Genomic DNA, 25,456 nt, shown 5'->3' on the forward strand with positions numbered 1-25,456 from the left:
ACACCTCGCCCATCGTGTGAACGGCGTTCACATTAGGCCCGGCGGCCGGGTAGCGTCAAGGGGTGGCACGATCCGGCTACTTCCACGGCGACCTGCGCCGCGCCCTCCTCGACGCGGGCCTCGATGCCGCGCGCGCGGGCGGCCCGGAGGCGGTGAGCCTGCGGGAGCTCGCGCGCACCGTGGGCGTCGCGCCCTCGGCGGTGTACCGGCACTTCGCGAGCCACGAGCAGCTCATCGGCGCGATCGCGCGCCGCTCGCTCGCGATGGTCGCGGATGCGATGGAGGACGAGCTCGCGCGCGTGCCGACCGGCGACGCGACCGCGTGGGCCGACGGCGCGATCGCCGCGGTCGGGCTCGGGTACGTGCGGTTCGCGTGGCGGGAGCCCGGGCTCTTCCGCCTCGCCTTCCGCGCGCACGGCGACCTCGAGGCGGCGCACGACGAGGCGGCGCGCGGCGCGAGCGGGCGCACGCCCTACGAGCAGCTCGAGCGCGCGCTCGATGCGCTCGAGGCCGTCGGCGAGCTGCCCCGCGAGCAGCGGCCCGGCGCCGAGGCGCTCGCGTGGTCGGCCGTGCACGGCTTCGCGACGCTGACCGTGGAGGGCCCGCTGCGCTCGCTCGACGAGCGCACGCGCGAGGCGCTGTCGTGGCGGATCGTCGAGATGGTGCGGCTCGGCCTCTCGGCCACGGCGCCGGAGCCGGGGCCGGCGTGAGCGGAGCCGGCTCCCCCGCCGCCTCCTGACTGCGCCCGCGCGCTGTGCTATCAAGAGGGCATGGCCCCCGCCCCGGCACGTGAGCGCGACCCGGACGACCCGTACTTCACGCGGGTCCTCACGCTGCCGAACGTCATCACGCTCGCGCGGCTGCTCCTGCTGGCCCCCGTCTGCTGGCTGATCGTCGCGGGTGCGGATGGGTCGTGGCTGCCGGTCGTGCTGCTGGCGCTCTGGGCGTCGACCGACTGGATCGACGGGGTGCTCGCGCGCGCCATGGACCAGACGTCGCGCGTCGGCGAGGTGATGGACCCGGTCGCCGACCGCATCGGCATCATCGGCGTGACGCTGTCGCTCGCGATCGCGGGCGCCGTCGACTGGTGGATCCTCGCCGTCATCGCGGGCGTCGACGTCATCGCGGTCGCCTTCGCCGGGCGCGCGGCGCGCGACGGCAGCATCCACGTGTCGTGGCTCGGGAAGGTGCGCACCGCGCTCATGCTCACGGCCGTCGTGCTGCTGCTGGTCGGCCACACGGTGCTGCCATGGGTGACGCCGATCGCGATGACGCTCATGCTGCTCGGGCTCGGCCTGCACGTGATCGCGTGCGTCGACTACATCCTGCAGGCGCGTCGCCTGCGACGGGTGCAGACTGGTGCACTGGCGCGGCCCGCTGCGGGCGACGCGCACGCGCAGGACGACACCGAGGAGGCGCGATGACCGAGTGGCACGAGGACCGCGAGCGGCTCGCGGCGCAGGTCGAGGACCTGCTGGCGGGCTGGCACGAGTCGGTCGAGCGCGTGCCGGGCGAGGACGGCGAGCCCGACACGCTCGTCGCCCGCGACGGCGACCGGGTGGCGGCGATCCTGCCGCTCGACGAGGAGAGCGTCGAGGAGATGGTCGACGCGGAGGCCGAGGGCGAGCTCGCGCAGTGGCTGCGCGACGAGCTGGCCGAGGACGCCGACCGCGACGACGACGACCTCGACGACGACGAGGACGACGACCTCGAGGCCGCCGCCGACGCGTGGCTCGGCGACGACGCCGACGGCGACGGCGACGCGGCCGTCGACACCTCCGCAGCGGCGGACGACGACGACGATGACGACGACTTCGACCTCGACGACTGGGACGACCCCGAGGCCGACGCGCTCATCGACGAGCTGCCCGCCTGAGCGGGCGCCGCGCGATCCGGCCCTGGCCGTCGCGCCGCTTCGGTGCGACGCTGGCCGCATGACCGAGAGCACCGACCCCCGGCTCGTGACGCTGCAGCCGACGACGATCGCGGCGATCCGCGAGACCGTCCCGATGGCGGGCATCACCGACTTCTTCGACCGCGCCTACCGCACGGTCGTGCGCGTGATGGCGAGCCAGGACATCCACCCCACCGGCGCGCCCGTCGGCGTCTACTGGTCGGCGCCGACCGACACGATCGAGATGAGCGCCGGCTTCCCCGCCGACGCGGCCGACGCGGCCGTCGCGGCCGAGGAGGGCGTCGCGGCGGAGCGGCTGCCCGCCGGCCGCGCCGTGCAGCTGACGCATGCCGGCGCCTACGGCACGATGCGGGCGTCGTACGACCGGCTCGCGGCCTGGGCCGAGGAGCAGGGGCTGCCGCTCGGGCCGGTGATGTGGGAGACGTACCTCACGGAGCCGCGGCCCGACGTCGACCCCGCCTCGATGCGCACGCTGATCACGTGGCCGCTGCAGGAGCCCGCCGGATCCTGATCCGGACGGATGCGGAATCCGGGCGGCCCGCCGCGCGTTGGCCGTCAGCATGCAGATCGACATCTGGTCAGACGTGGCGTGCCCGTGGTGCTTCATCGGCAAGCGGAGGTTCGAGACGGCGCTCGCCGCCTGGGAGCACCGCGACGAGGTGGAGGTGACGTGGCACTCGTTCCAGCTCGACCCGAGCCTCCCCGAGCGCTACGACGGCACCGAGGTCGAGTACCTCTCGACCCGCAAGGGCATGCCCGTCGAGCAGGTGCGTCAGATGATCGAGCACGTCGCCGGGCAGGCGGCCGGCGAGGGCCTGCGCTACGACTTCGACCGGCTCGTGGTCGCCAACAGCCTGCGCGCGCACCAGCTGCTGCACCTCGCGAAGGCGCACGGGCGCGGCGACGCCGTGAAGGAGGCGCTGCTCTCGGCGCACTTCGAGCGCGGCATCGACATCGGCGACGTCGACGCCCTCGCGGCGCTGGGCGCGGAGGCGGGCCTCGACGAGCACGAGGTGCGCGAGGCGCTCGGCGACGAGCGCTTCCTGCCCGCGGTGCGTGCCGACATCGCGCAGGCGCGGGAGCTCGGCGTGAACGGCGTGCCGTTCTTCGTCTTCGACATGCGGCTCGGGCTCTCGGGCGCGCAGCCGGTGCAGGTCTTCACGCAGGCGCTCGAGCAGGCTCGCGCGCTCGAGCTCGAGGGCGCGACCGCCGAGCGCTGAGCGGCGGTCGCCGCGCTCAGCCCGGGCGCCTCGCGAGGTAGACCCACTCGCGCCCCGGGCGGTCGGGCGCGTCGCGCACATCGACCACCTCGAGCCCGGCGCGCGCGAGCGACGCCTCGATCGCGGCGCGCGGCCGGAAGCGCAGCGTCGTGGTGGAGTCGATGCGCGTGCCGTCCCGGTGGAAGACCGTCGGCGACGAGAAGGTGACGAGCTCGCCGTCGACGCCCGTGACCTCGATCCACTCCTCCACCTGCCCCTCGTGCGGCACGTCGACGACCTGCCGCGTCGCATCCGGCGTCCACTCGAGCCACGCCTTCCGCTCGGGCCTGCGCGACTCGAGCACGAGCGTGCCGCCGGGCCGGAGCGCCCGCCGCGCCGCGACGAGCACGCGGAGCCAGTCGAGGTCGTCGAGGAAGACCTGCGCGACGTTGGCCGTCATGGTGACGACGTCGACGCCCGAGCGACCCCGCGCATCCGCCCGCGTCGCCGCGTCGGCGAGGCCGACGACCCAGCGCACGGCATCGGCGCCGGGCTTCGCCTGGGCGACGGCGACGGATGCGGCGGCCGGGTCGACGCCGGTGACGTCGAGCCCGCGGGCGGCGAGCATGAGCGCGAAGGTGCCGGTGCCGCAGCCGATGTCGAGCGCCGAGCGGGCGCCCAGCTCGTCGACGACGATCCGCTCGTAGACCTCGAGGTCGGAGCGGTCGGCGTCGAGCGCGTCGTAGACCGCCGCGAGCCTCGGATCGCCGAAGATCGCGTCGACCACGGCCGCCTCAGCCCGTCGCGCCGTCAGCGCCGCGCGATGCGGGCGGCGACGGCGTCGCGGAGCATGCCCTCGACGGCCGCCTGCCGCAGGTCGCCCGTGGTCGGCTCGTCGCCGGTGGTGCCGTCGATCGCGCGGCCGACCATGCCGGCCTTCGCGTCGAGCAGCTCGGCGATGCGCGTGTCGATCGTCTGCGCGGCGAGGATGCGCCACACGGTGACCGGCATCGACTGGCCGATGCGGTGGATGCGGTCGATCGCCTGCGTCTGCTCGGCGTCGGTCCAGGAGAGCTCGGCGAGCACCATGTCGGCGGCTGCCTGCAGGTTGACGCCCACGCCCGCCGCCATGAGCGAGCAGACGATGACCTGCACCGAGTCGTCGTTCGTGAACGCGTCGATGGCGCTCTGGCGCTGCGTCGGTGTCTGGTCGCCGCGGATCGAGACGGTCTTGATGCCGGCCTTCGCGAGCGTCTGCTCGGCGGCGTCGAGGACGTCGATGTGCTTCGCGAAGAAGACCACCTTGCCCACCGAGTGCGCGAGCTGGCCCGCGTAGTCGGCGGCGAGCTCGGCCTTCGCGCGGCCGATGCGGCGGGCGAGCGCGAAGACGTTCTCGCCCGTGCTGCCCTCCTGCGTCTCGACCTCGCTGCGCGCGATGCGGTGCACGAGCTCGTCGTCGACGCGGCTGTCGTCGCGCGCGTCGGCGGAGCGCTGCTCCATCGCGGCGTCGTAGCGGCGCAGCATGCGGTCGACGAGCTCGCGCTCGGCGGCGCGGATGGAGCGGCCGGATGCCTCGTCGAGCTCGACGGGGATGTCGGCGATGCGGCGGGCCGGGATGTCGGCGGCGACGTCGATCTTGCGGCGGCGCACGATGCCCATGTCGATCACGGCGCGGCGCGCGGCCGGGTAGAAGCCGCGGTCCATCGGCGTCAGGCCGATCTGCTCGAGGTCGTCGGTGAGCTCGGCGTTCGGCTCCTTCTGGTCGATCCAGCCGAGGAACCGCCAGATCGCCCCGAAGTCCTCGATGTCGTTGATGAGCGGGGTGCCCGTCAGCGCCATGAGCAGCGGGTTGCCGACGCGCTCGCGCAGCGCCGCGGCGATCTGCAGCACGTGGCGCGACCGCTTCGAGCGGGTGTTCTTGATGAAGTGGGCCTCGTCGACGACCATGCCGCGGAAGCCGAAGCGCTCGAGCCAGCCGATGTGCCGGTCGAGCACCTCGTAGTTGACGACCACGACGTCGGCGAACGCGTCGAGCTGGTCGCCGTCGCCCTGCAGCACGGCGGCGCGGCGGCCGGGCACCCAGCGCTCGGTCTCGCGCGCCCAGTTGATCTTCACGACGCTCGGCGCGACGACGAGCAGCGGGAACGCATCCGCCGCCTGCGCGGCGAGCAGCGCCTGCGCGGTCTTGCCGAGGCCCGGCTCGTCGGCGAGCAGGAACGTGCGGTGCCCCTCGCGGGCGGCCTGCACGAGCTCGGCCTGGTGGTGCATGAGCTGCTTGCCGCCGGGCGCGATGCGCTGCTTGGGCTGCGGCAGCGGCATGCACGCGGGTCGGCCGTCGGCCGCGACCTCGAACGAGAGGAACAGCGGCGAGAGCAGGTCGAAGCCCGCGAGGCGGTCGCGCTCGGGCTTGCGGCGCACGTGCGACAGGTCGGGCTCGAGGAACGGGTTGGCGAGCTGCACGCGCCGCACCGAGGGCGGCACGACCTGCGGCGCCTGCGGCTCGGTCTGCTCGGGCTCGGGCGCCGAGGAGACCTCGGGCTCGGGCTCGATGCCCGCGGCGAGCAGCATCTCGCGCTTGCGCTCGCGCACGGCGTCGGTGAGGGGCGCGCCCTCGCCGAGCAAGGGCAGCAGCGTGGGCTCGCGGCTCGCGGCCTTCGCGAGGATGACGGCGATGCCGTCGAGGCGCTTGAGCTCCTCGGCGCGCTGCGCGTCGGTGAGCTCCTTGTCGGCGCGCACGCGGGCGCGCTCCTCGCGGGCGAGGATCGCGACGACCTGCAGCTTGGTGCGGGTCGAGCGCGATGCCGCGCCGCGCTTCACGCCGGCTTCGACCTGCCGGACGGCGCGGGCGAGCTGCGGGATGAGCGCGTCGCGCTCGCGCGACGGGGCGTCGGGGGATGCGTCCGTCTCGGGAGCATCGATGGTTGCGGCGTCGGCCACATGTCCTCCGTTCGAGGCGGGGCCGGCGATGCGGGCCCCAGGCGTTCAGGCTGCGACGTCGCCCGCGGAGCGCGGGCGGCTGATCGAGCCGGCGACGGCGGCTGCGGTGCACGGGCGGGGCCGCGATGCGGCTCCGGCGGTGACCGGCGGGCTGTCGCCTGCCACCATGCTACCCGCTCCGCGCCGGCGCGCGCTCCTGAGCCCCACCGGGCGCGCTGACCGGCCGCGCAGGGCGCTCCCCCGCCCCGACGCTCTCCCCCGCGGTCTCAGCCGCCGACGACGCCCGCGAGCCGGTCGATCGAGGCGAGCAGGTTGGCCGGCTGCGTGCGCTGCGCGCGCGGGATGCGCTGCTCGTCGTGCAGGTCGGTCCAGTCGTAGGTGTGCGTCACGCGGGTGCCCGTGCCCTCGGGCTCGAGCTCCCAGCGCCACACGTGGCCGATGGGCGGCGAGCCGGGCTCGGCGGGCTTCCACGCGATCGTGCGGCCCTCCTCGAACTCCACGACGTGGTTCTCGCGCACCGCGCCCTGCGTCAGCGTCATCGAGAAGACGTCGCCGACGCCCCGCACGCGCTGGCCGTCGGGCGCCTCGGCGAGGTTGTCGTTGCCGTCCCACGCCGGCTGCCTGGCCGGGTCGGCGATGTGCTCGAAGATGACGTCGGCGGGAGCCTCGATGATGCGGCTCGCCTGCACGACTCGGGAGACCTCGGTGTCGCTCATGGATCGATCGAACCATGCGCGCGGCCGAGCGCGCCATCGCGGCCCGGCCCGGCGCATCCGCTTCCTGACCGCCCGGCCATTGAAGCGACGGTCGAAGCGGAGTAGACACGAGGCAACGACGACGGAGGGAGCGGCCATGACCGCGGAGGCCTCGCGCAGGTACCCGATCTTCCCGCCGTTCACCGAGTGGGTGGATGCGTTCGCGCTGCTCGGCGGCTGGGACGGCAGGGGCCCGCTGCCCGGCATCCGGGTGGAGGAGCTCATGGAGGACGGCGCCTTCGTCGTGCACGCCGAGCTGCCGGGGCTGAACCCGGCGCGCGACATCGACGTGACGGTCGAGCACGGCGTGCTCACGATCCACGCCGAGCGGCACCCCGACAAGCGCGAGAAGCAGCGCTCGGAGTTCCGCTACGGCGCGCTCGCCCGCGCGGTGCGGCTGCCGCAGGGCACGAAGGACGACGAGATCACCGCCTCCTACGAGGACGGCGTGCTCACCGTGCGCGTCGGCCTCGACCGCGTGCCCGCGAAGACCCGCCACATCCCGGTCGAGCGGCGCTGAGCGGCGTGCCGGCCGAGCGCACCGACGACGGGCGGTGGATCGTCGTCGACGGGCGCCGCTGGCGCGCGGAGGATCCGTCGTTGGCGGCGGATGCGTCGGCGCGGCTGCGCTCGCACCTCGGCCGGGCGCGCTCGGCCGTGCGGCTCGCGGGCGACGACGCCTCGAGGCGGGCGGCGCGCGACCGCGTGCAGCTGGCGAAGGAGGGCCTCGGCGAACGCGGGGACGCCTGGTGGGAGCTCGGCGAGGCGGAGCGCGCCGAGCGGGCGCGCGAGCGGCTCGCGCGCCTCGACGAGCTCGCGCCGCCGGAGGCCTGAGGGCACCGCCGCCTCAGAGCAGCGAGAGGCTCGCGGCAACCGCGAAGCCGACGACGGTCGCGAGGCCCGCGCCCGTGCCGCCCTTCGCGCGGGCCTCGGGGATCATCGCGTCGACGAGCATCACGAGCAGCGCACCCGCGGCGAAGCCGTCGACGACCCCCGTGAGCGCCGGCGGCGCGCCCTCGGCGATCGCGCGCCCGCCGACGGCGGCGAGCGTGCAGACGACGGCGACGCCCAGCCACAGCAGCAGCACGAAGCGGCGCGAGCGGCCGGCGCGGAGCATGTCGGCCGAGGAGCCGACCGACTCCGGCAGGTTGGAGATGAAGACCGCCGCCAGCAGCGCCGCGCTCACGCCGTCGCCTGCGGCGAGCCCGATGCCGAGCACCGCCTGCTCGGGCACGCCGTCGAGCAGCGCGCCGAGGGCGAGCGGCACGCCCGCCGTGCCGTGGCCGCGGTTGCTGCGGCGGCCGGAGCCCGCCTCGAGGGCGCGGTCGGCGAAGAAGAAGGTGAGCGCTCCGGCCGCGAGGCCCGCGCCGACCGCGAGCGGCCCGCCCTCGGCGAGGCCGCCCTCCGCGAGCTCGAAGGCGACGGCCGCGATGAGCGCGCCCGCCCCGAACGCGAGCACGATGCCGACCACGCCATCCGACCAGCGGCGCAGCATCGCGAGCGCGGCGCCGAGCACGAGCGACGACGTCGCGACCGCACCCCAGAGCAGCGCGTCGAGCACGGTCGGCGTCCCGCGGCTCAGCTCGCGGTCGTCGCGCGCAGCTGGTCGAGCGCGCGCTCGAGGCGGCGCTGCCGGGTGGCGTCGGCCTTGGCGTCGGCGATGCCCCGAGCGAGCTCCTTGCGGCGCGACGGCGCGAGCCCCGCGAAGGCGGCGGCCGCGGTCGGATCGGCGTCGAGCGCCGCCGCGAGCTCCTGCGGCAGCTCGACCTCGCGCTCGGCCCGGTCGAGCGCGACGACCGCCTCGACCTCATCGCCCTCGTCGACGCCGAGCGCCGCGCGCCGCTCCTTCGACAGGCCGAGCAGGTTCTCGCCGCCCATCTGCCCGATGCGCGTGCGCACGGTGGCGTCGCCGATGCTCAGCGTGACGGGCGCGTTCTTCGCGCCGCCGAGCGAGGCGACCTGCTCGTCGGTGAGGATGATCGCCGCGGCCGGCCCGCGGCGCTCGACGGTGGTGCGGATGCGGAGCTCGCTCATGCGCGCCAGCGTAGGCCGCGCCGACGGCCGTGCACCAGCGTCACGAGCGCTTCCGGAGCGCCGACTCCTTGTGGGCCGCCCTCGCCCCCGTCTTCGCCGACTCGACGACGTAGTACGGCTCCTCCTCGGAGGCGCGGAACTGCTGCCCGTCGAGCTGGAAGTCGCTCGTGCGGCGCTCCACCACGCTGCCGTGCGTCTCGCCCTGGCTCGTGCTCCAGCGCACCTCGTCGCCCTTCCGGAACCCCATGGCCGCTCCCCTCGCTCGTGTGCCGCACGCTACGCCCGGCTCCCGAGCGGCGCCTGGGCGGCGCGGCTAGGGTCGGCCCATGGGGCGACGGATGTTCGCGGCCGTGGTGCCGCCGGAGGACGTGCGGGAGGATCTCGCCGCGTTCCTCGAGCCCCGCGAGGGCCTGCGCTGGACGCCCTCGGATCGCCTGCACCTCACCCTCGCGTTCCTGCCCGGCGTGCCGGAGCGCATCCTCGAGCCCCTGGAGGAGCGCTTGCGCGCCGCCGTGCTCGACGTGCCGCCGTTCGCGTGCCGGCTGGCCGGGGCGGGGGCATTCCCCGACCCGGATCGCCCGGCCGTGCTCTGGCTCGGCGTCGACCGCGGCCATGCCGAGCTCGAGCACCTCGCGCAGCGCGTGCGCACCGCCGCGAGTGTCGCGGGCGCCGCGCCAGACGGCCGGCGGTTCGTGCCGCACGTGACGCTCGCGCGGCCGCCGCGCCACCGCAGCGCGCTCCGCTGGCTGCGCGTGCTCGACACCTACGCCTCGCGCACCTGGACGGTCGACGAGGTCGAGCTCATCGAGTCGCAGCTGCTCGGCCGCCCGCACCAGCCGCGGCACCTCGGCGTCGCGACGCTGCCGCTCGGCGGCTGACGCTCGCGCACCGCCCTACCGCCGGTGCGCCCGGTGCGGTAGGAACGCAGCATGACGGCTGCACAGCGATGGCTCGACGGCTACATCCGCGCGTGGGAGACGAAGGACCCGGCCGACGTGCGGGCGATCTTCGCCGACGACGCCGAGTACTGGTTCCGGCCCGACGACCCCTCGCCGCTGCGCGGCATCGACGCGATCGTCGAGATGTGGCGCACGGAGCGCGAGCCGACGGCGCCGCAGCACGACCTGCGCGTGCTGATCGAGGACGCGCGGCTCGCGATCGTCACCGGCAGCCCCGGCGCCGACTGACCTCCCGCACGCCGTCGCTCGACCGGCTCCGTGCGAGTCCGGCCGGATAGTCCGGTCGGCGACGCACCTGGCCGGTCGACGAACGGGCGGCCGCCCGCAGCACGCGACCCCGCGGCCGCCTCATGCGGCCAGCGCGACCTCCATCAGCCCCCACGGGCTGCCGTACTCCTCGAGCTTGTCGAGGAACGGCTTCGGCGGCATCGCCTCCGGCCCGAGCACGCCCGAGCCCGACCAGACGCCGGTCGCGAGCAGCTCAAGCGCGATCACGGGGTTGATCGCCGTCTGCCAGACGACGCACTGGTGCCCGTACTCGGCCATCGACCACGCGTTGTCGACCACGTGGTACAGGTAGGTCGAGCGCGGCTCGCCGTCCTTCCCGGTGCCGCGCACCCACACGCCGGCGCACGTCTTGCCCGTCATCACCGGGCCGATGGATGCGGGATCCGGCAGGCAGGCGGCCACGACGTCTCGCGGCGAGACCTCGACGCCGCCGACCCGCACCTTCTCGGTGCGGTCGAGCCCGAGCGTGTGGAGCGTCTGCAGCACGCCGATGAACTCGGCACCGAGCCCGTACTTGAAGGTGACGCGCTCGCAGTCGAGCCAGCGCGGCATGAGCAGCACCTCCTCGTGCTCGACGTTGACGCACTCGACCGGGCCGATGCCCTCGGGGAAGTCGAAGACCTCGGGCTCGCTGAAGGGCGGCGTCGTGTACCAGCCGCCGTCGACGCCGGTGCGCGAGCGCTCCCAGATGACGGGCGGGTTGAGGCACTCCTCGATGGTCGTCCAGATGGAGAACGAGGGCGCGAAGATCTCGTTGCCGTCGTCGTCGTGCACGGCGAGGTTCGCGCCGTCGCGCGTGCCGAGCTCGGTGATCGACGAGAAGAGCTCGTCGGCGGCGTAGCGCGCGAGCACGTCCGACAGGCCCGGCTCCACGCCCATGCCCACGAGCGCGAGCCGGCCCGCAGACTCCCAGGCCCCTGCCTTCGCGAACTGCGCGTCGCCGAGCTTCACGCCGACCTTCGCGTAGGGCTCGTCGGGGTGCCGCGTCGACAGGCTCATCGCCATGTCGAGGTAGTCGGCGCCGGCTGCGAGCGCGCCGTCGAAGATGGGCATCACGAAGCGCGGGTCGACCGCGTTCATGACGTGCGTGATGCCGTGCTCGCGGCACAGCGCCGCGACCGAGCCGGGGTCGGATGCGTCGACCTGCGCCGCGCTGAAGCGCGCGTCGACGGCCGCGGCGCGCTCGGCGCGCGCCGCGTCGTAGTCGGCGATCACGATCGCCTCGAAGAAGTCGCGACGGGCCGCGATCGCGGCGAACGCGCCGCCGACGCCTCCGGCTCCCACCAGCAGGATCCGCATGGACGATGCTCCCTCCGCCGGCTCCGGCCGCGCGGCCGCGCGACACGAGAAGCCGGATTCAGCGCGACTCTAGCGCCAGAACGACGGAATCAGTAGTCTCACCCAGCAAGAAGCGCGGATACGGCACCGACACCGGGACGCACGCACGGCATCCGCCGCATTGCCCAGAGGGAGCCGTCGTGACCCGCAGCACCATCCCCGTCGCCGACGGCAGAGCGCAGCTGAAGCCGAACGCCATCGGCTTCTTCGACGCGCTCGTCATCGGCCTCGCCTCCACCTCCCCCGCCTACACGATCGCCGCGATCATCGGCGGGCTCGTGCTCTACACGGGCGTGCACGCCCCCGGCATCATGCTGGCGAGCTTCCTGCCGATGCTGCTCATCGCCTCCGCCTTCTACTACCTCAACACCGTCGACCAGGACTGCGGCACCACCTTCTCCTGGGTGACGCGCGCCATGGGCCCCTGGTTCGGCTGGATCGGCGGCTGGGCGATCGCGATGACCGGCGTGCTCATCGTCGGATCGCTCGCCGAGGTCGCCGCGCGCTACGCGCTGCTGACCTTCGGCCTCGAGGATCTCGCCTACGACCCCGTGCTCATCCGCGTGCTCACGGTGATCGTCATCCTCGTCATGACCGCCATCTGCGTCTGGGGCACCGAGATCTCGGCCCGGCTGCAGAACGTGCTCATCATCTTCCAGGTGCTGTCGCTGCTCACCTTCGCCGTCGTGGCGCTCGTGCAGGTCTTCACCAACACGTCGGCGTACGAGTCGATCACCCCCTCGTGGGAGTGGCTGAACCCGTTCGGCGGCGGCTGGGAGGGCGTGACGGCGGGCCTGCTGCTGGGCGTCTTCGCCTACTGGGGCTGGGAGTCGGCGGTCAACCTCACCGAGGAGACCACCAACTCCTCGCAGTCGCCCGGCAAGGCCGCGATCTGGTCGACAGTCGTGCTCGTCATCACGTACCTCTCGGTCACGATCGCCGTGGTCGCGCTCGCCGGCGAGGCGTTCCTCGCCGAGACCGCCGACGAGGAGGACGCGATCTTCCAGGTGCTCGCCTCCGACACGATGGGCCCGTTCGCGTGGATCGTGATGCTGTCGGTCTCGACCTCGGCCCTCGCGTCGACGCAGACGACGATCATCCCCGCGTCCCGCACGGGCCTCAGCATGGCCCGCCGCCGCGCGCTGCCCGCGATGTTCGGGCACATCCACCCCCGCTTCCGGACGCCGGATGTGTCGACCTGGTGGGTCGCGGGCATCGCGATCGCGTACTACCTGGTCGTGGGCCTGCTGAGCGAGACGGCGCTCTGGGACACGCTCACCGCGCTCGGCCTGCTGATCGCGTTCTACTACGCGCTCACCGGCATCGCGTGCGCGATCTACTTCCGCAAGCGCCTCATGTCGAGCGCGAAGAGCTTCCTGCTCATCGGCGTGGGCCCCGTGATCGGCTCGCTGCTGCTCATCTGGCTGCTCGTCTCGGCGATCATCGACTACGGCAACCCCGAGAACGCCTACACCGAGACCCCCTGGTTCGGCCTCGGCCCGCCCCTCGTGATCGGCATCGGCATCTTCGCCACCGGCGTCGTGCTGATGATCATCTGGTACTTCCGCGACCGGCGCTTCTGGGAGGAGCGGCCGAGCACCGCCGAGCAGACCATCGTGCGGGTCGACGCCACCCGCGACGGAGAGGGGACGCGCGCATGAGCATCGTGCTCGGCTACGACGAGTCGCCCGGCGCCCGGGCGGCGCTCACCACCGCGATCGACGTCGCCCGCCGCTTCGGCGAGCAGCTCGTGATCGTCTACGGCACCGCGCCGCCCGGGGCTCCCGGCGACGAGCTGCGCACGCACGAGGCGGCGCTCGCGCAGCTCGGCGGCGAGGCGATCAGCCACGCGCTCGCCGCGGCCGAGGAGGCCGGCGTCGACGCGATCACCCAGCTCGTCTCGGCGAAGCCGGTGGATGCGCTGCTCGAGCAGGCGGACGCCCACGACGCGAGCGTGATCGTCGTCGGCACGTGGGGCGAGAGCCCGCTGCAGGGCGCCATCCTCGGCTCGACGCCGCACAAGCTGCTGCACCGCAGCCGGCGCCCGGTGCTCTGCGTGCCGATCCCCGACTGACCGCCCGACGCGCGGCGGCGCGGCCGTGCGCCGCCGCGCGCATCCGGCACGCCGCCCCAGGCACCCCGACGACACGAACGAGGAGACGAGACGCATGAGCACGCCCGCCGACCACCTGTGGATGCACTTCACCCGGATGGCAGGCGCCGACGCGGCGCCGGTCATCGTGCGCGGCGAGGGCGCCTACATCTGGGACGACCGGGGGAAGCGCTACCTCGACGGGCTCGCCGGGCTGTTCGTCAACCAGCTCGGGCACGGCCGCGCCGACCTCGCCGCTGTCGCGGCCGACCAGGCGTCGACGCTTGCGTACTTCCCGCTCTGGTCGTACGCGCATCCGACCGCCGTCGAGCTCGCCGACCGCATCGCGGCGCTCGCGCCCGGCGACCTCGACCGCGTCTTCTTCACGAGCGGCGGCGGCGAGGCCGTCGAGAGCGCGTGGAAGCTCGCGAAGAACTACTACCGGCTCACCGGCAGGCCGCAGAAGCACAAGGTCATCAGCCGCGCGATCGCCTACCACGGCACCACGCACGGGGCGCTGTCGATCACGGGCCTGCCGTCGCTCAAGCAGATGTTCGAGCCGCTCGTGCCGTCGACCTTCCGGGTGCCGAACACCAACCTGTACCGGGCGCCGATCCACCGCGACGACCCCGAGGCGTTCGGCCGCTGGGCGGCCGACCAGATCGCGGTGGCGATCGAGCAGGAGGGGCCCGAGACGGTCGCGGCGGTCTTCCTCGAGCCGGTGCAGAACGCCGGCGGGTGCTTCCCGCCGCCGCCGGGCTACTTCGAGCGGGTGCGAGAGATCTGCGACGAGCACGACGTGCTGCTCGTCTCGGACGAGGTGATCTGCGCCTTCGGGCGGCTCGGCACGATGTTCGGCGCGGAGCGCTACGGCTACCAGCCCGACATCATCACGTGCGCGAAGGGGCTCACCTCCGGCTACGCGCCGCTCGGGGCGATGATCGCGAGCGCGAGGCTCTTCGAGCCGTTCGCGCAGCCGGGCGCGATGTTCGCGCACGGCTACACCTTCGGCGGTCACCCGGTCGCGACGGCCGTGGGCCTGCGCAACCTGCAGATCTTCGAGGAGGAGGGCGTGCTCGAGCACGTGCGCGCCAACGAGGGCGCCTTCCGGGCGACGCTCGAGCGCCTCACCGACCTGCCGATCGTCGGCGACGTGCGCGGCGACGGCTACTTCTACGGGATCGAGATGGTGAAGGACAAGGCCACCCGCGAGACGTTCGACGAGGCCGAGAGCGAGCGGCTGCTGCGCGGCTTCCTGTCGACCGCGCTGTTCGACGCAGGCCTCTACTGCCGCGCCGACGACCGCGGCGACCCGGTCATCCAGCTCTCCCCGCCGCTCATCTGCGACCAGTCGCACTTCGACGAGATCGAGCAGATCCTGCGCGGTGTGCTGACCGAGGCATGGGCGCGGCTGTGAGCCTCCCCGACGCCCAGGACAAGGCGATCATCGCCGAGCTGCAGCGCGACGGCCGCGCGCCCTACTCGGCGATCGCCGACGCCGTCGGGCTGAGCGAGACGGCGGTGCGCAACCGGGTGAAGCGCCTCACCGACTCGGGCGTGATGCAGATCGTCGCCGTCACCGACCCGACCCAGCTCGGGTTCGCGCGCCAGGCGATGATCGGCATCCGCGCATCCGGTGCCCTCGAGCCGCTCGCCGAGTCGCTCGCGGCGCTGCCCGAGGTCGACTACGTCGTCATCACCGCCGGCAGCTACGACGTGCTCGTCGAGGTCGTCTGCGAGAGCGACGCGCACCTGCTCGAGCTCGTCTCGCAGCGCATCCGCTCGATCGAGGGCGTGCGCGAGACCGACACCCTGATGTACCTGAAGCTGCAGAAGCAGAACTACGCGTGGGGCGTGCGGTAGCGCGTCGCGTCACTCGCGCGTCAGCAGGTCTGGTCGGACAGGCCCGACCGGTGCATGATGGCCGGCATGGACCACTACCTGATCTCGTTCCCGAGCGCCTCGATGGTGCTGACCGACGAGGAGTTCCCGGATGTCGTGCGCGACTCGCACGCGGTGATCGAGGAGGCGAAGGCGGCCGGCGTCTACGTCTTCGGCGGCGGCATCGACGAGAGCGTCGACCCCGTGCTCGTGCACGCCGACGGCGCGACGTCGCCGGCGACGACGCACCTCGACGGCGGCTTCTGCGTGCTGAGGCTCGGCTCGCGCGAGGAGGCCGAGTCGTGGGCTGCGCGCATCGCCCAGGGATGCCGCACGCCGCAGGAGCTGCGGGCGTTCCAGTACGACCCGGCCAGCTGAGGCGAGCGGCGGCCGGCCCGGGTCTGCCGACTAGCTGGCGCCGAGCACCACGTGGGCGATGAGGTGGTCGAGCTTGCGGACGTCGACGCCCTTGCCGACCTTGATCTTGATGTGCCCTGCCCGCGTCCAGAGCTCGAGCTCAGCGTTGAAGTCGAGCGTGCCGGCGTTCTCCGACGACCACATGTTCACCGAGGAGTACGGCAGCGAGTACATCTCGACCTTCTTGCCGGTCATCCCCTGCGCGTCGCGGACGATCAGACGCTTGGTCGTGAAGACCGCGGAGTCGCGGAAGGTCTTATAGGCGGCGATCGGCTGCTCGCCCTGCACGAGCATCGGCATCACGTCGTCGGGGATGGGGCATTCGGCGACGAACGTCCAAGCGGTGATGGCGGCGGTGGTCTCGATGGACATGAGGACTCCTCGGTGCAGTCGTGGGGACCCCTCAGACGCTAGAGCAACCCTCAGACATCGCGCGCATGGTGCTTGCGCGACCACCGCCGACGCTGGCGCTCAGCGCTCCGCGACCCTGCCGGCCTCGACGTGCCAGCGACGGTCCGTGCGCACCGTCTCGAGCATCCGCCGGTCGTGCGTGACGAGCAGCAGCGTGCCGTCGTAGGTGTCGAGCGCCTGCTCGAGCTGCTCGATCGCCGCGAGGTCGAGGTGGTTCGTGGGCTCGTCGAGCACGAGCAGGTTGACGCCGCGCGCCTGCAGGAGCGCCATCGCCGCGCGGGTGCGCTCGCCGGGCGAGAGCTCGTCGACGGGGCGGCCGACGTGGTCGGCGCGCAGGCCGAACTTCGCCAGCAGCGTGCGCACCTCGCCCGACGCCATCTCGGGCACGAGCCCCTCGAAGGCGGCCGCGAGCGGCGTCGCGCCGGCGAGCAGCGAGCGCGCCTGGTCGATCTCGCCGATCTGCACGCTCGCGCCGAGGCTCGCGGAGCCCTCGTCGGGCTCGCGCCGGCCGAGCAGGGCGCGCAGCAGCGTCGACTTGCCGGCGCCGTTGGGGCCGGTGATGCCGATCCGCTCCCCCGCATTGACCTGCAGCGACACCGGACCGAGCGTGAAGTCGCCCTGCCGGATCACCGCGCCGCTCAGCGTCGAGACGACGGTGCTCGAGCGGGGCGCGGCCGCGATCGCGAACTGCAGCTCCCACTCCTTGCGCGGCTCCTCGACCTCCTCGAGGCGCGCGATGCGGCTCTCCATCTGCCGCACCTTCTGCGCCTGCTTCTCGCTCGACTCGGTCATCGCGCGGCGGCGGTTCTTGTCGTTGTCGGGCGCCTTCTTCATGGCGTTCCGCACGCCCTGGCTCGACCACTCGCGCTGCGTGCGGGCGCGGCTGACGAGGTCGGCCTTCTTGCCGGCGAACTCGTCGTACTGCTCGCGCGCGTGCCGGCGGAGCGTCGCGCGCTCCTCGAGGTAGGCGTCGTAGCCGCCGCCGTAGACCCGGTTGGTCGACTGCGCGAGGTCGAGCTCGAGCACGCGCGTCACGCAGCGCGCGAGGAACTCGCGGTCGTGGCTGACGAGCACGACCCCGCCCCGCAGCCCCTGCACGAAGGCCTCGAGCCGCTCGAGCCCGTCGAGGTCGAGGTCGTTCGTGGGCTCGTCGAGCAGCACGATGTCGAAGCGGCTGAGCAGCAGCGCCGCGAGGCCGACGCGCGCGGCCTGCCCGCCCGAGAGCGAGGTCATGAGCGCCTGCTCGGGGTCGCCATCGAGCTCGAGGCCGAGATCGGCGAGCACGATCGGGATCCGCTCGTCGAGGTCGGCGGCGCCGCTCGCGAGCCAGCGGTCGAGCGCTGCGGAATAGGCGTCGGATGGGTCGACGCCGGCGGGTGCGAGGGCCGGGTCGCCGAGAGCGAGGGCCGCGGCATCCATGGCAGCCGTCGCCTGCGCGCACCCCGTGCGCCGGGCGATGTAGCCCACGACCGTCTCGCCCTCGACGCGCTCGTGCTCCTGCGGCAGCCAGCCGACGAACGCGTCGGCCGGCGCCAGCTGCACGGTGCCCGCCTGCGGCTCGGCCTCGCCGCCGAGGATGCGCAGCAGCGTCGACTTGCCGGCGCCGTTCGCGCCGACCACGCCGACGACGTCGCCGGGCGCGACGGTGAGGTCGAGCGAGTCGAAGAGCGTGCGGTGGCCGTGCCCGCCGGCGAGGCCCTGCGCGACGAGCGTTGCGGTCATCCCTCGATTCTCGCAGGCGCCGGTCGCCGACGCGGCCGCTCCCCCGTGGTTCTCCACAGCGGCCGCCGCGCTGCGCCCCGCGCCCGCGGGGCAGGTCCCAGAGTGTGGGCATGAGCGACGACCGACGAGATGAGCATCCCCTGCTGGCCGCGTTCCGCGACGACCCGGCGCCCCGCAGCCGCAAGCCGTGGACCGAGGAGGACTTCGCAGCTGTGATGGAGGCGTGTCGAGACGGCGCCTCGATCGAGCAGATCGCCCGGCGCCTCGGCCGCACGCCCACGAGCCTCCCGATGCACGTGCGCCGGATGCTGCCGCTCGAGGAGCGCCACCTGCCCATTGACCTCGCGCTGCCACGACTGCGGCAGCTCGACGCGGACGGCGGCTACGACTGGCTCGGCGCGCTCGCCCAGCGCGAGCCATCGCCGTGGGAGCGCGACCAGGAGCGGCGGGTGGAGCAGCGCGCCCTGGGCCTCGGCGGGCTCTCCGACGAGCTGCTGCTCGACATCGGGCTGGCGCTGGTGACGTGCACGGCGACGGCGCAGGATGCGCTCCGACAGCAGTGCGCAGCGGAGCTGCGCCGCAGAGGGCTCGTCGCGCACCTCGAGCAGCAGTCCGCCGCAGCCGCGGACGCAGCGGTGGCGCGGCTGAGCGCGCTCCCGACGGACGGCTACCGCGACTGGGACGCAGCCGTCTTCTGACGGCGGTCTCCCCAGCCGCGCCATCCGTCTCAGCGGGTCCGTTCAGCGGACCGGCGCGATGCCGAGCGCCTCGGCCTGCTCGCTGATCACGCGCGCGAGCCGCACGTCGCGGATCGTCACTGCACCGACGGCGTGGCTGCTGAGCGTCACGTCGACGGTGCCGTAGCTGAGCGTGACGTCAGGGTGGTGGTCCACCGCCTCCGCGGCATCACCGATGCGGTTCACCAGCTCCAGGCCTGCCGCGAACGTCTTCGAGCGGAACCGCGCGACGAGCGCATCGCCGCTGCGCCGCCAGGCGTCGAGGCCGGCCGCCTCGACGTCGGAGTCGGACAGCGGCGCCTTCGGATCGCTCATGCGCCCATCCTGCGCGCTGCGCGCGTCGGCTGCCACCCTCGTCGGGGTCCATGGTGCGCCACACTCGAGGCATGGACGACCTGCACGTGGCCCCGGTGCCCGGCGCTCCCCGCGGGCTCGTGGTGCCGGCGAGCGAGCTCGTCGAGCAGTTCTCGCGCTCGTCGGGCCCGGGCGGCCAGGGCGTCAACACCGCCGACTCGCGCGTGCAGCTGAGCCTCGACCTCGCGACGACGACCGCACTCGACGACGTGCAGCGCCGGCGCATCCTGCAGCGGTTGGCTCCGCGGCTCACCGGTTCGGTGCTGACGATCGCCGCCTCGGAGCACCGCGCGCAGCTCGACAACCGCCTCGCGGCCAGGCGGCGGATGGCCGACCTGCTGCGGGAGGCCGTGGTGCCGGTGGCCCCGCGCCGACCCACCCGCCCGACGCGGGGCTCGCAGCGACGGCGGCTCGACGCCAAGGCGCAGCGCTCCGAGACCAAGCGCGCCCGTCGGCGGCCCTCAAGCGACTGACCGCGGGCCTCCCGCTCACGCGGTCGGCGCGATGCGCGCCATCAGCTGCTCGGGGTTCGGCGCCACGACGAAGCCCGCCGTCGCGTAGACCTCGTGCGCGTCGGCGGTGATGAGCATGAGGCGCTTGAGCTCCATGGGCTCCACGGCGTCGACGATCGCGTTCGCGAGCGCCGTGCCGAGCCCGAGACCGCGGGCGGCGCGGTCGATGTAGACGTCGCACAGCCATCCGAAGGTCGCCCCGTCGGTGATGAGGCGCGCGAAGCCGACCTGCGCGCCGTCGGGCGCGTAGACGCCGAAGCTCGCCGAGCCCTCGACCGCGCGCCGCAGCACGTCCATCGACCTGCCCATCGCCCAGTACGCATCCGTCGACAGCCATCGGTGCACGCGCTCGAGGTCGAGGCGCGAGCGGTCGGTGTCGAGCTCGTAGCCCGCGAGCAGCTCGCGCCGCAGCGCCAGGTCGGTGACCGCCGGTGCTCCGTGCTCGCCGCCCATCGCGCCTCCTTCTGCCGCTCGTCCGCCCAGCGTAGGACGGCCGGGCCGGTCCACTTCACGCCCGGTGGCAGTCAGCCGGCGAGCCGCGCCGCCACCGCCGCGCCGGCGTGCTCGCCGGCGACGAGCGCACCCTGGATCGACGCGGTCTCGCGGTGGTCGCCGGTGACGAGCACCCGCTCCCCCGTCCAGATCGGGCCGCGGCGGATGGGCCCGGGCGCCTGCGCGGGCAGGGTGTGGTGCACGACGTGGTGCGCGAGCACCTCCCACCGCGCGGTCGCGGTGCCGTAGAGGCGGGCGAGATCCCGGCGCACCTCCTGCTCGCCCGCGCGCCCGTCGGGCTCGCCGAGCAGGGTCGTCGCCTGCACGAGGTGCTGCCCGGGCGGCGCGTACGACGGCGCGGCCTCCGAGATGACCGCCGTGTTCCAGACCGGACCGGCCGGGCCGCCGCCGGGCCGCGATGCGTCGAGCAGCAGGAACGGCCCCGTGCGAGGCTCACCCGTCGCGCGGAACCACCACGTCGTCAGCCCATGCGTCTCGGGTGCGCCCAGCGGCGTGAGGTCGGCGACGTGCTGCGGCCCGACCGCGACGACCGCGGCACGCGCGCGCAGCGCTCCTCCGTCGGTCGTCACCTCGACGCCGTCGGCCACGTCGCGCACCTCGCGCGCGGCAGTGCCGAGCCGCACGGGCTCGCGCAGCCCCGCCGCCAGCTGCTCGGGCATCGCCTGCATGCCCTCCCGCGGCAGTCCGGGCGCACCGAGGGCGAAGGAGCGCAGCAGCAGCCGCACGTAGTTGGCGGATGCGTCGCCGCTGCTGTCGGCGAGCACGCCGGCCAGGAAGGTGTCGAGCACGTCGCGCCGCAGGCGCCCCGTGAGCCCCGCGGCGTCGAGCGAGGCGCGCAGCGTCTCGTCGCTCGTCGCGCGGGTTGCGGCGCGGGCGTCGAGCAGCGTGGGCCCGAGCCACCGCGCGAGCGCCAGCAGGTCGGTCAGCGGCAGCAGGCCGCTCGTGATCGTGCGGAGCGCGTGCTGGGGATGCCGCAGCGGGTGGGCGACGGTCGTGGTCGTCGCGCCCGTGCGGACGATCGCGCCCACGCCGAAGTCCTGCAGCTGCAGCGCGGCCACGTCGATCCAGCGCGCGACCGCCGGGTAGGCGGGGTTCAGCACCTGGAAGCCGCGGTCGCACCGGAACCCGTCGACGACGTCGGTGCGCACCCGGCCGCCCACCGCATCCGCCGCCTCGACCACGACGACCGCGAGGCGTGCCTGCTCGAGGTGCCGGGCGCTGCGCAGCCCGGCCAGCCCTGCTCCGATCACGATGACGTCGGCGTCCATGCGGCTCCTCCCTGCGCGTGGCCGCCAGTCTGGCGCACCCGCCTGGCGCTACCGTGGCGGCATGAGCGACTCGAGGGCGGCGCGGATCGCGCAGCGGCGGGGCGAGGTGCTCGCGAACCTCGCCGAGCTCGACCAGCAGCTCGCCGACCTGCGGGCGCTGCGCGAGCGCCTGCACGACGACGACGAGCACGACCCCGATGGCGTCTCGCTCTCGTCGGAGTGGTCGCGGCTCGAGGGCCTGCGACAGGCGGAGGTCGCCGGGCTCGCGGCGATCGACGAGGCGGCCGAGCGGCTCGCGCGCGGCGAGGATGCGACGTGCAGCGTCTGCGGCCGGCCCATCGCGCCCGAGCGGCTCGAGGCGCGACCGCAGGCGACGACCTGCATCGACTGCGCTCGGTAGCGCAGGCACGCGCGACCACGCTCGGCCGTGTGGGCTACCGGCGCCCTTCCCTCACCCCAGGGCCGCCGCGAGGTACGGGGCGGTGCGGCTCGAGCGGTTCGCCGCCACCTGCTCGGGCGTGCCCTCCGCGACCACCTGGCCGCCCGCATCCCCCGACCCCGGGCCGAGGTCGATGACCCAGTCGGCCTCGGCGACGATGCGCATGTCGTGCTCGACCATGACGACGGTGCTGCCGCCGTCGACGAGGTGCTGGAGGTGGGCGAGCAGCCGGTCGGCGTCAGCCGCGTGCAGCCCGGAGGTCGGCTCGTCGAGCAGGTACAGCGTGTCGTCGCGCTGGCCGCGCTGCAGCTCGGCGGCGAGCTTGACGCGCTGCGCCTCCCCGCCGGAGAGCTGGGGCGCCGGCTGGCCGAGCGCGACGTAGCCGAGGCCGACGTCGAGCAGCGCGTCGAGGTGCCGGTTGACCTCGGCGTCGTCGGTGAAGGACGCGCGGGCGTCGCGCACGCTCATCGCGAGGACGTCGGCGATCGAGCGGCCGTCGAGCTCGATCTCGAGCGTCTCGGCGTTGTACCGGCGCCCGCCGCACGTCGTGCACGGCGCGTGCACGGTCGGCAGGAAGAGCAGCTCGACCTCCATCGTGCCCTCCCCCTTGCAGGTCGGGCAGCGCCCTGCGGGCAGGTTGAACGAGAACCGGCTCGGCGCGTAGCGGCGCCGCCTGGCCTCGGGCGTCGCGGCGAACAGCGCGCGCACGCGGTCGAAGAGGCCCGTGTAGGTTGCGACGTTCGAGCGCGAGGTGCGGCCGATGGGTCGCTGGCTCACCTGCACGACGCGCCGTAGGCGGCCGGCTGGGCCATGTGCCCGTCCGGCGGTCTCCGCCTCCGCGCGCTGCGCGAGCGGGTCGGCGCCGGGAGTGTCCTCATCGACAGCCGCGTCGTCGACCTCGCTCGCGAGGCTCGCGCGCAGCAGCTCGGGCAGCGCCTGCACCACGAGCGTCGACTTCCCCGAGCCGGAGACCCCGGTGACGGCGGTGAGCGCGCCGAGCGGGAACCGGACCGAGAGGTCGCGCACGTTGTGCCGGGAGACGCCCTGCAGCTCGAGCACGCCGTCGCCAGTCCGGCGCTCGCGCCGCTCGCGGCGCGGCGACGGCGCGTCGAATAGGTAGCGGCGTGTGACCGAGTCGCCCGCCTCCCGCAGCCCGTCGAGCGGCCCCGAGTAGACGACCGAGCCGCCCTCGGAGCCCGCGCCGGGACCGATGTCCACGACCCAGTCGGCCTCGCGGATGACGTCGAGCGAGTGCTCGACGAAGAACACGGAGTTGCCGGTGTCGCGCAGCCGCCGCAGGATGCGCAGCAGCGACTCCGTGTCGGCGGGGTGCAGCCCGGCCGAGGGCTCGTCGAGCACGAACACGACGCCGAAGAGCTGCGAGAGCACCTGGGTCGCGAGCCGCATGCGCTGCAGCTCGCCGGAGGAGAGGGATGCGGTGGTGCGGTCGAGCGAGAGCGAGCCGAGCCCGAGGTCGATGATGGGCGCGAGGCGCGCGAGCAGGTCGGTCACGAGGCGCCGTGCGGCGAGCAGCTGCTCGGGATGCTCGTCGCCGGCTCCGCCGCGCGGCCGCCAGTCGGGCTCGAGCACGTGCTGCAGGAGCGCCGCGACCTCGTCGAGCGGCATCGCGGCGAGCTCGGTGATGGCGAGCCCCTCGAACGTGACCGCGAGCGCCGCGCCCTTCAAGCGGCGGCCACCGCACTCCGGGCATGGGACGCTCACCATGAACGACGCCGCGCGCTCGCGCATCCGGGCGCTCTTCGAGCCGGCGAAGGTGCTCAGCACGTAGCGGCGCACGCCCAGGAACGTGCTCATGTAGCGCGGCTCGACGCCGGCCGCGATCGCCTTCCGCACCTCCGCCGGGCCGCGGTCGGTGTAGATCGGCACCTGCGGCGACTCGTCGGTGAAGAGCGCCCACTCGCGCTGCTCGCGCGGCAGCTCGCGCCACGGCACGTCGATGTCGTAGCCGAGCGAGATGAGGCTGTCGCGCAGCTGCTTGCCGTGCCACGCGGTGGGCCAGGCCGCGAGCGCCCCCTCGCGGATCGTCAGCGAGTCGTCCGGCACCATGAGCGACTCGGGCACGTCGTGCACCTGGCCGAGCCCGTGGCACGTCGGGCACGCGCCCTGCACCGTGTTGGTGGAGAAGTCCTCCGCGTAGAGCATCGGGGCGCCGGCCGGGTAGGTGCCGACCCGCGAGTAGAGCATGCGCACGACGTTGGCGATCGTCGTCGCGCTGCCCACCGTCGAGCGCGCCGAGCCGCCCGAGCGCTGCTGCGGGAGCGCGACGGCCGGCGGCAGCCCGTCGATCGCGTCGACGTCGGGCACCCCGACCTGGCTCATGAGCCGCCGCGCGTAGGGGGCGACCGACTCGAAGTAGCGCCGCTGCGACTCGGCGTAGATCGTGCCGAACGCGAGCGAGCTCTTGCCGGAGCCGGAGATCCCCGTGAACGCGACGAGCGCGTCGCGCGGGATGTCGAGGTCGACGCTCCGCAGGTTGTGCTCGCGAGCGCCTCGGACCCTCACGCGGTCCAGTCTCGACTCCCCCGTTGCATCCATGCGACCAGCCTCTCGCGAGGCGCCCGCAAGACCGCTGAGCAGTCCTTCAGTGCACTGCGATGACGCGCACGACGCTCATCCCACCGCGTCGTGGATGGCGCGCAGCCGCTCCATCGCCTCCCGCACGAGCGTCGGGTCGGTTCCTCGCACGACGATGTTCGTGCCGTGGACGCCGGCGTCGTCGAACGGGTAGGAGCCGATGCTGAGGGCGGGCATCTCGGCCGCGAGCTCGCGCAGCGGAGCGGCGATCCGGCCCTCGCCGACGTCGAAGCGCAGCTCGCTCGAGACCACCGGCGAGCCCGCCTCGAGGCCCGGCAGGAGGTCGTCGAGCATGGCGACGAAGATCGCCGGCACGCCGGCCATCACGTGCACGTTGCCGATGCTGAAGCCTGGCGCGCCGCTGATGCGATTGGCGATCAGCGCAGCGCCGTGCGGGATGCGCGCCATGCGCAGGTGCTCGGGCGTCAGCGTCCTCCCGGCGCCGACGGCCGCCTGCAGGTGCTCGCGAGCATCGTCGCGCACCTCGATGCCCACGCCGAAGGCATCGGCCACGGCATCCGCGGTGATGTCGTCATGGGTCGGGCCGATGCCGCCGGAGGTGAAGACGTGCGTGTGCGCCGTCCGCAGCTCGTCGAGCGCGTCGACGATGACGCGGTGGTCGTCGGGCACGACGCGGATCTCGCGCAGGTCGATGCCGACCTGCCCGAGCCGTCCGGCGAGGTGGTACGCGTTCGCCTCGCGAGTGCGCCCTGACAGGATCTCGTCGCCGATCACGAGCATCGCGGCGGTCGGGTTCGACATGGGTCAAGACTGGCGTGCCGGGCTGGAGGACGCCACACCGGAAGGGCCCGCTCGACGTGGAAGCCCCTCACGCCGAAGCGGAGGGGCTGTCACTGGGCCTTCGTCCAAGACGTTTCCCGCCCCAGGAGTACCGGGGTACACACTGCCAGTCCGCCGCTGAGTGCTCCCTGGGTGCGAGGTGCAGATGCGGTGCGGGTGTCCCGGGGGAGGATCGCGAGGGCATCACTTGAGGGTTCGAGATGGGAACTGAGTTTTCGATGCGGCGCTGCCGAGGGAGGGTGGCGTACCGGACGTAGGGAACTGACGCGGGGCGTCGTGCTCGTCTGTC

31 protein-coding genes are annotated in these 25,456 nt (G+C 73.8%); 17 read left to right on the forward strand and 14 right to left on the reverse strand.

The annotated features are described in order from the left end of the window. Positions 1-62: 62 nt before the first annotated feature. Genes MU522_RS00745 through MU522_RS00765 form a run of 5 tightly spaced genes read left to right on the forward strand, consistent with a single transcriptional unit; the run spans position 63 to position 3,135 of the window. Positions 63-710, forward strand: coding sequence for a TetR/AcrR family transcriptional regulator (locus tag MU522_RS00745; protein WP_246991769.1), 648 nt, complete (start codon positions 63-65; stop codon positions 708-710). 60 nt (positions 711-770) lie between these two features. Next, entirely contained in the window at positions 771-1,424 is a 654-nt protein-coding gene (locus MU522_RS00750) for a CDP-alcohol phosphatidyltransferase family protein (protein WP_246991771.1), read from the forward strand. Next, complete coding sequence (locus MU522_RS00755; protein ID WP_246991772.1) at positions 1,421-1,876, forward strand: hypothetical protein; 456 nt, start codon at positions 1,421-1,423, stop codon at positions 1,874-1,876. The genes MU522_RS00750 and MU522_RS00755 overlap by 4 nt, the downstream gene beginning before the upstream one ends. Before the next feature lie 58 nt (positions 1,877-1,934). After that, a complete protein-coding gene (locus MU522_RS00760) occupies positions 1,935-2,426 on the forward strand; it encodes a GyrI-like domain-containing protein (RefSeq protein ID WP_246991774.1) in 492 nt (163 codons plus the stop codon). A gap of 49 nt (positions 2,427-2,475) precedes the next feature. After that, a complete protein-coding gene (locus MU522_RS00765; protein ID WP_246991776.1) occupies positions 2,476-3,135 on the forward strand; it encodes a DsbA family oxidoreductase in 660 nt (219 codons plus the stop codon). Between the two features lie 16 nt (positions 3,136-3,151). On the opposite strand, the gene MU522_RS00770 is transcribed toward MU522_RS00765, so the two are convergent. The 3 genes from MU522_RS00770 to MU522_RS00780 form a co-directional block, all read right to left on the reverse strand. Continuing rightward, positions 3,152-3,901, reverse strand: a complete 750-nt coding sequence (locus tag MU522_RS00770) for a class I SAM-dependent methyltransferase (protein WP_246991778.1) — start codon at positions 3,899-3,901, stop codon at positions 3,152-3,154. Between the two features lie 23 nt (positions 3,902-3,924). Further along, a complete protein-coding gene (locus tag MU522_RS00775; RefSeq protein ID WP_128188876.1) occupies positions 3,925-6,051 on the reverse strand; it encodes a DEAD/DEAH box helicase in 2,127 nt (708 codons plus the stop codon). Positions 6,052-6,317: 266 nt separating this feature from the next. Beyond that, complete coding sequence (locus MU522_RS00780) at positions 6,318-6,767, reverse strand: SRPBCC family protein (RefSeq protein WP_128188875.1); 450 nt, start codon at positions 6,765-6,767, stop codon at positions 6,318-6,320. A gap of 136 nt (positions 6,768-6,903) precedes the next feature. Here MU522_RS00780 and MU522_RS00785 point away from each other — a divergent pair, with 136 nt between their 5' ends. Together MU522_RS00785 and MU522_RS00790 are read left to right on the forward strand one after the other, a co-directional pair. Further along, positions 6,904-7,326: an Hsp20/alpha crystallin family protein gene (locus MU522_RS00785; protein ID WP_246991780.1), complete on the forward strand. Its 423-nt coding sequence runs from the start codon at positions 6,904-6,906 to the stop codon at positions 7,324-7,326. A 5-nt stretch (positions 7,327-7,331) separates the two neighbouring features. Next, a complete protein-coding gene (locus tag MU522_RS00790) occupies positions 7,332-7,640 on the forward strand; it encodes a biopolymer transporter Tol (protein WP_146356622.1) in 309 nt (102 codons plus the stop codon). A 13-nt stretch (positions 7,641-7,653) separates the two neighbouring features. Here the strand turns inward: MU522_RS00790 and MU522_RS00795 are convergent, their stop codons facing one another. From MU522_RS00795 to MU522_RS00805, 3 genes are read right to left on the reverse strand one after another with little or no spacing between them, the layout of a single operon-like run. After that, positions 7,654-8,367, reverse strand: a complete 714-nt coding sequence (locus MU522_RS00795; RefSeq protein WP_246991782.1) for a hypothetical protein — start codon at positions 8,365-8,367, stop codon at positions 7,654-7,656. A gap of 17 nt (positions 8,368-8,384) precedes the next feature. Further along, positions 8,385-8,840 carry a YdeI/OmpD-associated family protein gene (locus tag MU522_RS00800; protein WP_246991784.1) on the reverse strand — a complete coding sequence of 152 codons (456 nt, stop codon included), beginning with the start codon at positions 8,838-8,840 and terminating at the stop codon, positions 8,385-8,387. A gap of 40 nt (positions 8,841-8,880) precedes the next feature. After that, the gene (locus tag MU522_RS00805; protein ID WP_246991786.1) at positions 8,881-9,087 is read right to left on the reverse strand and encodes a DUF2945 domain-containing protein; all 207 of its coding nucleotides are present in this window, start codon (positions 9,085-9,087) and stop codon (positions 8,881-8,883) included. Between the two features lie 79 nt (positions 9,088-9,166). Between MU522_RS00805 and thpR the strand changes: the two genes are divergently transcribed. Both thpR and MU522_RS00815 read left to right on the forward strand, forming a co-directional pair. Further along, the gene (gene thpR, locus MU522_RS00810; RefSeq protein WP_128188870.1) at positions 9,167-9,718 is read left to right on the forward strand and encodes an RNA 2',3'-cyclic phosphodiesterase; all 552 of its coding nucleotides are present in this window, start codon (positions 9,167-9,169) and stop codon (positions 9,716-9,718) included. A 51-nt stretch (positions 9,719-9,769) separates the two neighbouring features. Beyond that, positions 9,770-10,027, forward strand: coding sequence for a nuclear transport factor 2 family protein (locus MU522_RS00815; protein WP_246991787.1), 258 nt, complete (start codon positions 9,770-9,772; stop codon positions 10,025-10,027). A gap of 120 nt (positions 10,028-10,147) precedes the next feature. Here the strand turns inward: MU522_RS00815 and MU522_RS00820 are convergent, their stop codons facing one another. Continuing rightward, positions 10,148-11,386 (reverse strand): saccharopine dehydrogenase C-terminal domain-containing protein, encoded by a 1,239-nt coding sequence (locus MU522_RS00820; RefSeq protein ID WP_128188868.1) that lies wholly within the window; start codon positions 11,384-11,386, stop codon positions 10,148-10,150. Positions 11,387-11,565: 179 nt separating this feature from the next. On the opposite strand from MU522_RS00820, the gene MU522_RS00825 reads away from it, so the two are divergent. From MU522_RS00825 to MU522_RS00845, 5 genes are all read left to right on the forward strand, one after another. After that, positions 11,566-13,086: an APC family permease gene (locus MU522_RS00825; RefSeq protein ID WP_246991788.1), complete on the forward strand. Its 1,521-nt coding sequence runs from the start codon at positions 11,566-11,568 to the stop codon at positions 13,084-13,086. Next, positions 13,083-13,499, forward strand: a complete 417-nt coding sequence (locus MU522_RS00830) for a universal stress protein (RefSeq protein WP_128188866.1) — start codon at positions 13,083-13,085, stop codon at positions 13,497-13,499. Before MU522_RS00825 ends, MU522_RS00830 begins: the two co-directional genes overlap by 4 nt. Before the next feature lie 94 nt (positions 13,500-13,593). Next, positions 13,594-14,934: an aspartate aminotransferase family protein gene (locus MU522_RS00835; RefSeq protein ID WP_246991789.1), complete on the forward strand. Its 1,341-nt coding sequence runs from the start codon at positions 13,594-13,596 to the stop codon at positions 14,932-14,934. Next, a complete protein-coding gene (locus MU522_RS00840) occupies positions 14,919-15,380 on the forward strand; it encodes an Lrp/AsnC family transcriptional regulator (protein ID WP_246991790.1) in 462 nt (153 codons plus the stop codon). The genes MU522_RS00835 and MU522_RS00840 overlap by 16 nt, the downstream gene beginning before the upstream one ends. A 66-nt stretch (positions 15,381-15,446) precedes the next feature. Continuing rightward, a complete protein-coding gene (locus MU522_RS00845; RefSeq protein WP_246991791.1) occupies positions 15,447-15,776 on the forward strand; it encodes a transcription initiation protein in 330 nt (109 codons plus the stop codon). 30 nt (positions 15,777-15,806) lie between these two features. Here MU522_RS00845 and MU522_RS00850 read toward each other — a convergent pair whose 3' ends face one another. Both MU522_RS00850 and MU522_RS00855 read right to left on the reverse strand, forming a co-directional pair. Next, positions 15,807-16,187 carry a PH domain-containing protein gene (locus MU522_RS00850; protein WP_128188862.1) on the reverse strand — a complete coding sequence of 127 codons (381 nt, stop codon included), beginning with the start codon at positions 16,185-16,187 and terminating at the stop codon, positions 15,807-15,809. A 99-nt stretch (positions 16,188-16,286) separates the two neighbouring features. Continuing rightward, on the reverse strand, positions 16,287-17,948 hold the full coding sequence (locus tag MU522_RS00855) for an ABC-F family ATP-binding cassette domain-containing protein (protein WP_246991792.1): 1,662 nt from the start codon (positions 17,946-17,948) through the stop codon (positions 16,287-16,289). Between the two features lie 110 nt (positions 17,949-18,058). Here MU522_RS00855 and MU522_RS00860 point away from each other — a divergent pair, with 110 nt between their 5' ends. After that, complete coding sequence (locus MU522_RS00860; protein ID WP_246991793.1) at positions 18,059-18,646, forward strand: hypothetical protein; 588 nt, start codon at positions 18,059-18,061, stop codon at positions 18,644-18,646. Between the two features lie 42 nt (positions 18,647-18,688). On the opposite strand, the gene MU522_RS00865 is transcribed toward MU522_RS00860, so the two are convergent. Next, positions 18,689-19,036, reverse strand: coding sequence for a 4a-hydroxytetrahydrobiopterin dehydratase (locus tag MU522_RS00865; RefSeq protein WP_246991794.1), 348 nt, complete (start codon positions 19,034-19,036; stop codon positions 18,689-18,691). A 35-nt stretch (positions 19,037-19,071) separates the two neighbouring features. Between MU522_RS00865 and arfB the strand changes: the two genes are divergently transcribed. Continuing rightward, positions 19,072-19,512, forward strand: coding sequence for an alternative ribosome rescue aminoacyl-tRNA hydrolase ArfB (arfB, locus tag MU522_RS00870; protein WP_246991796.1), 441 nt, complete (start codon positions 19,072-19,074; stop codon positions 19,510-19,512). A 15-nt stretch (positions 19,513-19,527) separates the two neighbouring features. On the opposite strand, the gene MU522_RS00875 is transcribed toward arfB, so the two are convergent. Continuing rightward, positions 19,528-20,004, reverse strand: a complete 477-nt coding sequence (locus tag MU522_RS00875; RefSeq protein ID WP_246991798.1) for a GNAT family N-acetyltransferase — start codon at positions 20,002-20,004, stop codon at positions 19,528-19,530. A 71-nt stretch (positions 20,005-20,075) separates the two neighbouring features. Next, the gene (locus MU522_RS00880; RefSeq protein WP_246991800.1) at positions 20,076-21,332 is read right to left on the reverse strand and encodes an FAD-dependent oxidoreductase; all 1,257 of its coding nucleotides are present in this window, start codon (positions 21,330-21,332) and stop codon (positions 20,076-20,078) included. Between the two features lie 61 nt (positions 21,333-21,393). Between MU522_RS00880 and MU522_RS00885 the strand changes: the two genes are divergently transcribed. Next, positions 21,394-21,732, forward strand: coding sequence for a TraR/DksA C4-type zinc finger protein (locus tag MU522_RS00885; protein WP_246991802.1), 339 nt, complete (start codon positions 21,394-21,396; stop codon positions 21,730-21,732). A 51-nt stretch (positions 21,733-21,783) separates the two neighbouring features. Here the strand turns inward: MU522_RS00885 and MU522_RS00890 are convergent, their stop codons facing one another. Both MU522_RS00890 and MU522_RS00895 read right to left on the reverse strand, forming a co-directional pair. After that, positions 21,784-24,327: an excinuclease ABC subunit UvrA gene (locus MU522_RS00890; protein WP_246991804.1), complete on the reverse strand. Its 2,544-nt coding sequence runs from the start codon at positions 24,325-24,327 to the stop codon at positions 21,784-21,786. 75 nt (positions 24,328-24,402) lie between these two features. Beyond that, entirely contained in the window at positions 24,403-25,128 is a 726-nt protein-coding gene (locus MU522_RS00895; protein WP_246991806.1) for a molybdopterin-binding protein, read from the reverse strand. Between the last annotated feature and the right edge of the window lie 328 nt (positions 25,129-25,456).

The sequence above is a fragment of the Agrococcus sp. SCSIO52902 genome (assembly GCF_022983135.1).
Taxonomy (GTDB): domain Bacteria; phylum Actinomycetota; class Actinomycetes; order Actinomycetales; family Microbacteriaceae; genus Agrococcus; species Agrococcus sediminis.

Coding starts and splice junctions, on each gene's coding strand:
- MU522_RS00750 (WP_246991771.1), top strand. CDS start 771: ATGGCCCCCGCCCCGGCACGTGAGCGCGACCCGGACGACCCGTACTTC.
- MU522_RS00755 (WP_246991772.1), top strand. CDS start 1,421: ATGACCGAGTGGCACGAGGACCGCGAGCGGCTCGCGGCGCAGGTCGAG.
- MU522_RS00760 (WP_246991774.1), top strand. CDS start 1,935: ATGACCGAGAGCACCGACCCCCGGCTCGTGACGCTGCAGCCGACGACG.
- MU522_RS00765 (WP_246991776.1), top strand. CDS start 2,476: ATGCAGATCGACATCTGGTCAGACGTGGCGTGCCCGTGGTGCTTCATC.
- MU522_RS00780 (WP_128188875.1), bottom strand. CDS start 6,767: ATGAGCGACACCGAGGTCTCCCGAGTCGTGCAGGCGAGCCGCATCATC.
- MU522_RS00785 (WP_246991780.1), top strand. CDS start 6,904: ATGACCGCGGAGGCCTCGCGCAGGTACCCGATCTTCCCGCCGTTCACC.
- MU522_RS00800 (WP_246991784.1), bottom strand. CDS start 8,840: ATGAGCGAGCTCCGCATCCGCACCACCGTCGAGCGCCGCGGGCCGGCC.
- MU522_RS00805 (WP_246991786.1), bottom strand. CDS start 9,087: ATGGGGTTCCGGAAGGGCGACGAGGTGCGCTGGAGCACGAGCCAGGGC.
- thpR (WP_128188870.1), top strand. CDS start 9,167: ATGGGGCGACGGATGTTCGCGGCCGTGGTGCCGCCGGAGGACGTGCGG.
- MU522_RS00815 (WP_246991787.1), top strand. CDS start 9,770: ATGACGGCTGCACAGCGATGGCTCGACGGCTACATCCGCGCGTGGGAG.
- MU522_RS00820 (WP_128188868.1), bottom strand. CDS start 11,386: ATGCGGATCCTGCTGGTGGGAGCCGGAGGCGTCGGCGGCGCGTTCGCC.
- MU522_RS00830 (WP_128188866.1), top strand. CDS start 13,083: ATGAGCATCGTGCTCGGCTACGACGAGTCGCCCGGCGCCCGGGCGGCG.
- MU522_RS00835 (WP_246991789.1), top strand. CDS start 13,594: ATGAGCACGCCCGCCGACCACCTGTGGATGCACTTCACCCGGATGGCA.
- MU522_RS00840 (WP_246991790.1), top strand. CDS start 14,919: ATGGGCGCGGCTGTGAGCCTCCCCGACGCCCAGGACAAGGCGATCATC.
- MU522_RS00845 (WP_246991791.1), top strand. CDS start 15,447: ATGGACCACTACCTGATCTCGTTCCCGAGCGCCTCGATGGTGCTGACC.
- MU522_RS00850 (WP_128188862.1), bottom strand. CDS start 16,187: ATGTCCATCGAGACCACCGCCGCCATCACCGCTTGGACGTTCGTCGCC.
- MU522_RS00855 (WP_246991792.1), bottom strand. CDS start 17,948: ATGACCGCAACGCTCGTCGCGCAGGGCCTCGCCGGCGGGCACGGCCAC.
- MU522_RS00860 (WP_246991793.1), top strand. CDS start 18,059: ATGAGCGACGACCGACGAGATGAGCATCCCCTGCTGGCCGCGTTCCGC.
- arfB (WP_246991796.1), top strand. CDS start 19,072: ATGGACGACCTGCACGTGGCCCCGGTGCCCGGCGCTCCCCGCGGGCTC.
- MU522_RS00875 (WP_246991798.1), bottom strand. CDS start 20,004: ATGGGCGGCGAGCACGGAGCACCGGCGGTCACCGACCTGGCGCTGCGG.
- MU522_RS00880 (WP_246991800.1), bottom strand. CDS start 21,332: ATGGACGCCGACGTCATCGTGATCGGAGCAGGGCTGGCCGGGCTGCGC.
- MU522_RS00885 (WP_246991802.1), top strand. CDS start 21,394: ATGAGCGACTCGAGGGCGGCGCGGATCGCGCAGCGGCGGGGCGAGGTG.
- MU522_RS00890 (WP_246991804.1), bottom strand. CDS start 24,327: ATGGATGCAACGGGGGAGTCGAGACTGGACCGCGTGAGGGTCCGAGGC.
- MU522_RS00895 (WP_246991806.1), bottom strand. CDS start 25,128: ATGTCGAACCCGACCGCCGCGATGCTCGTGATCGGCGACGAGATCCTG.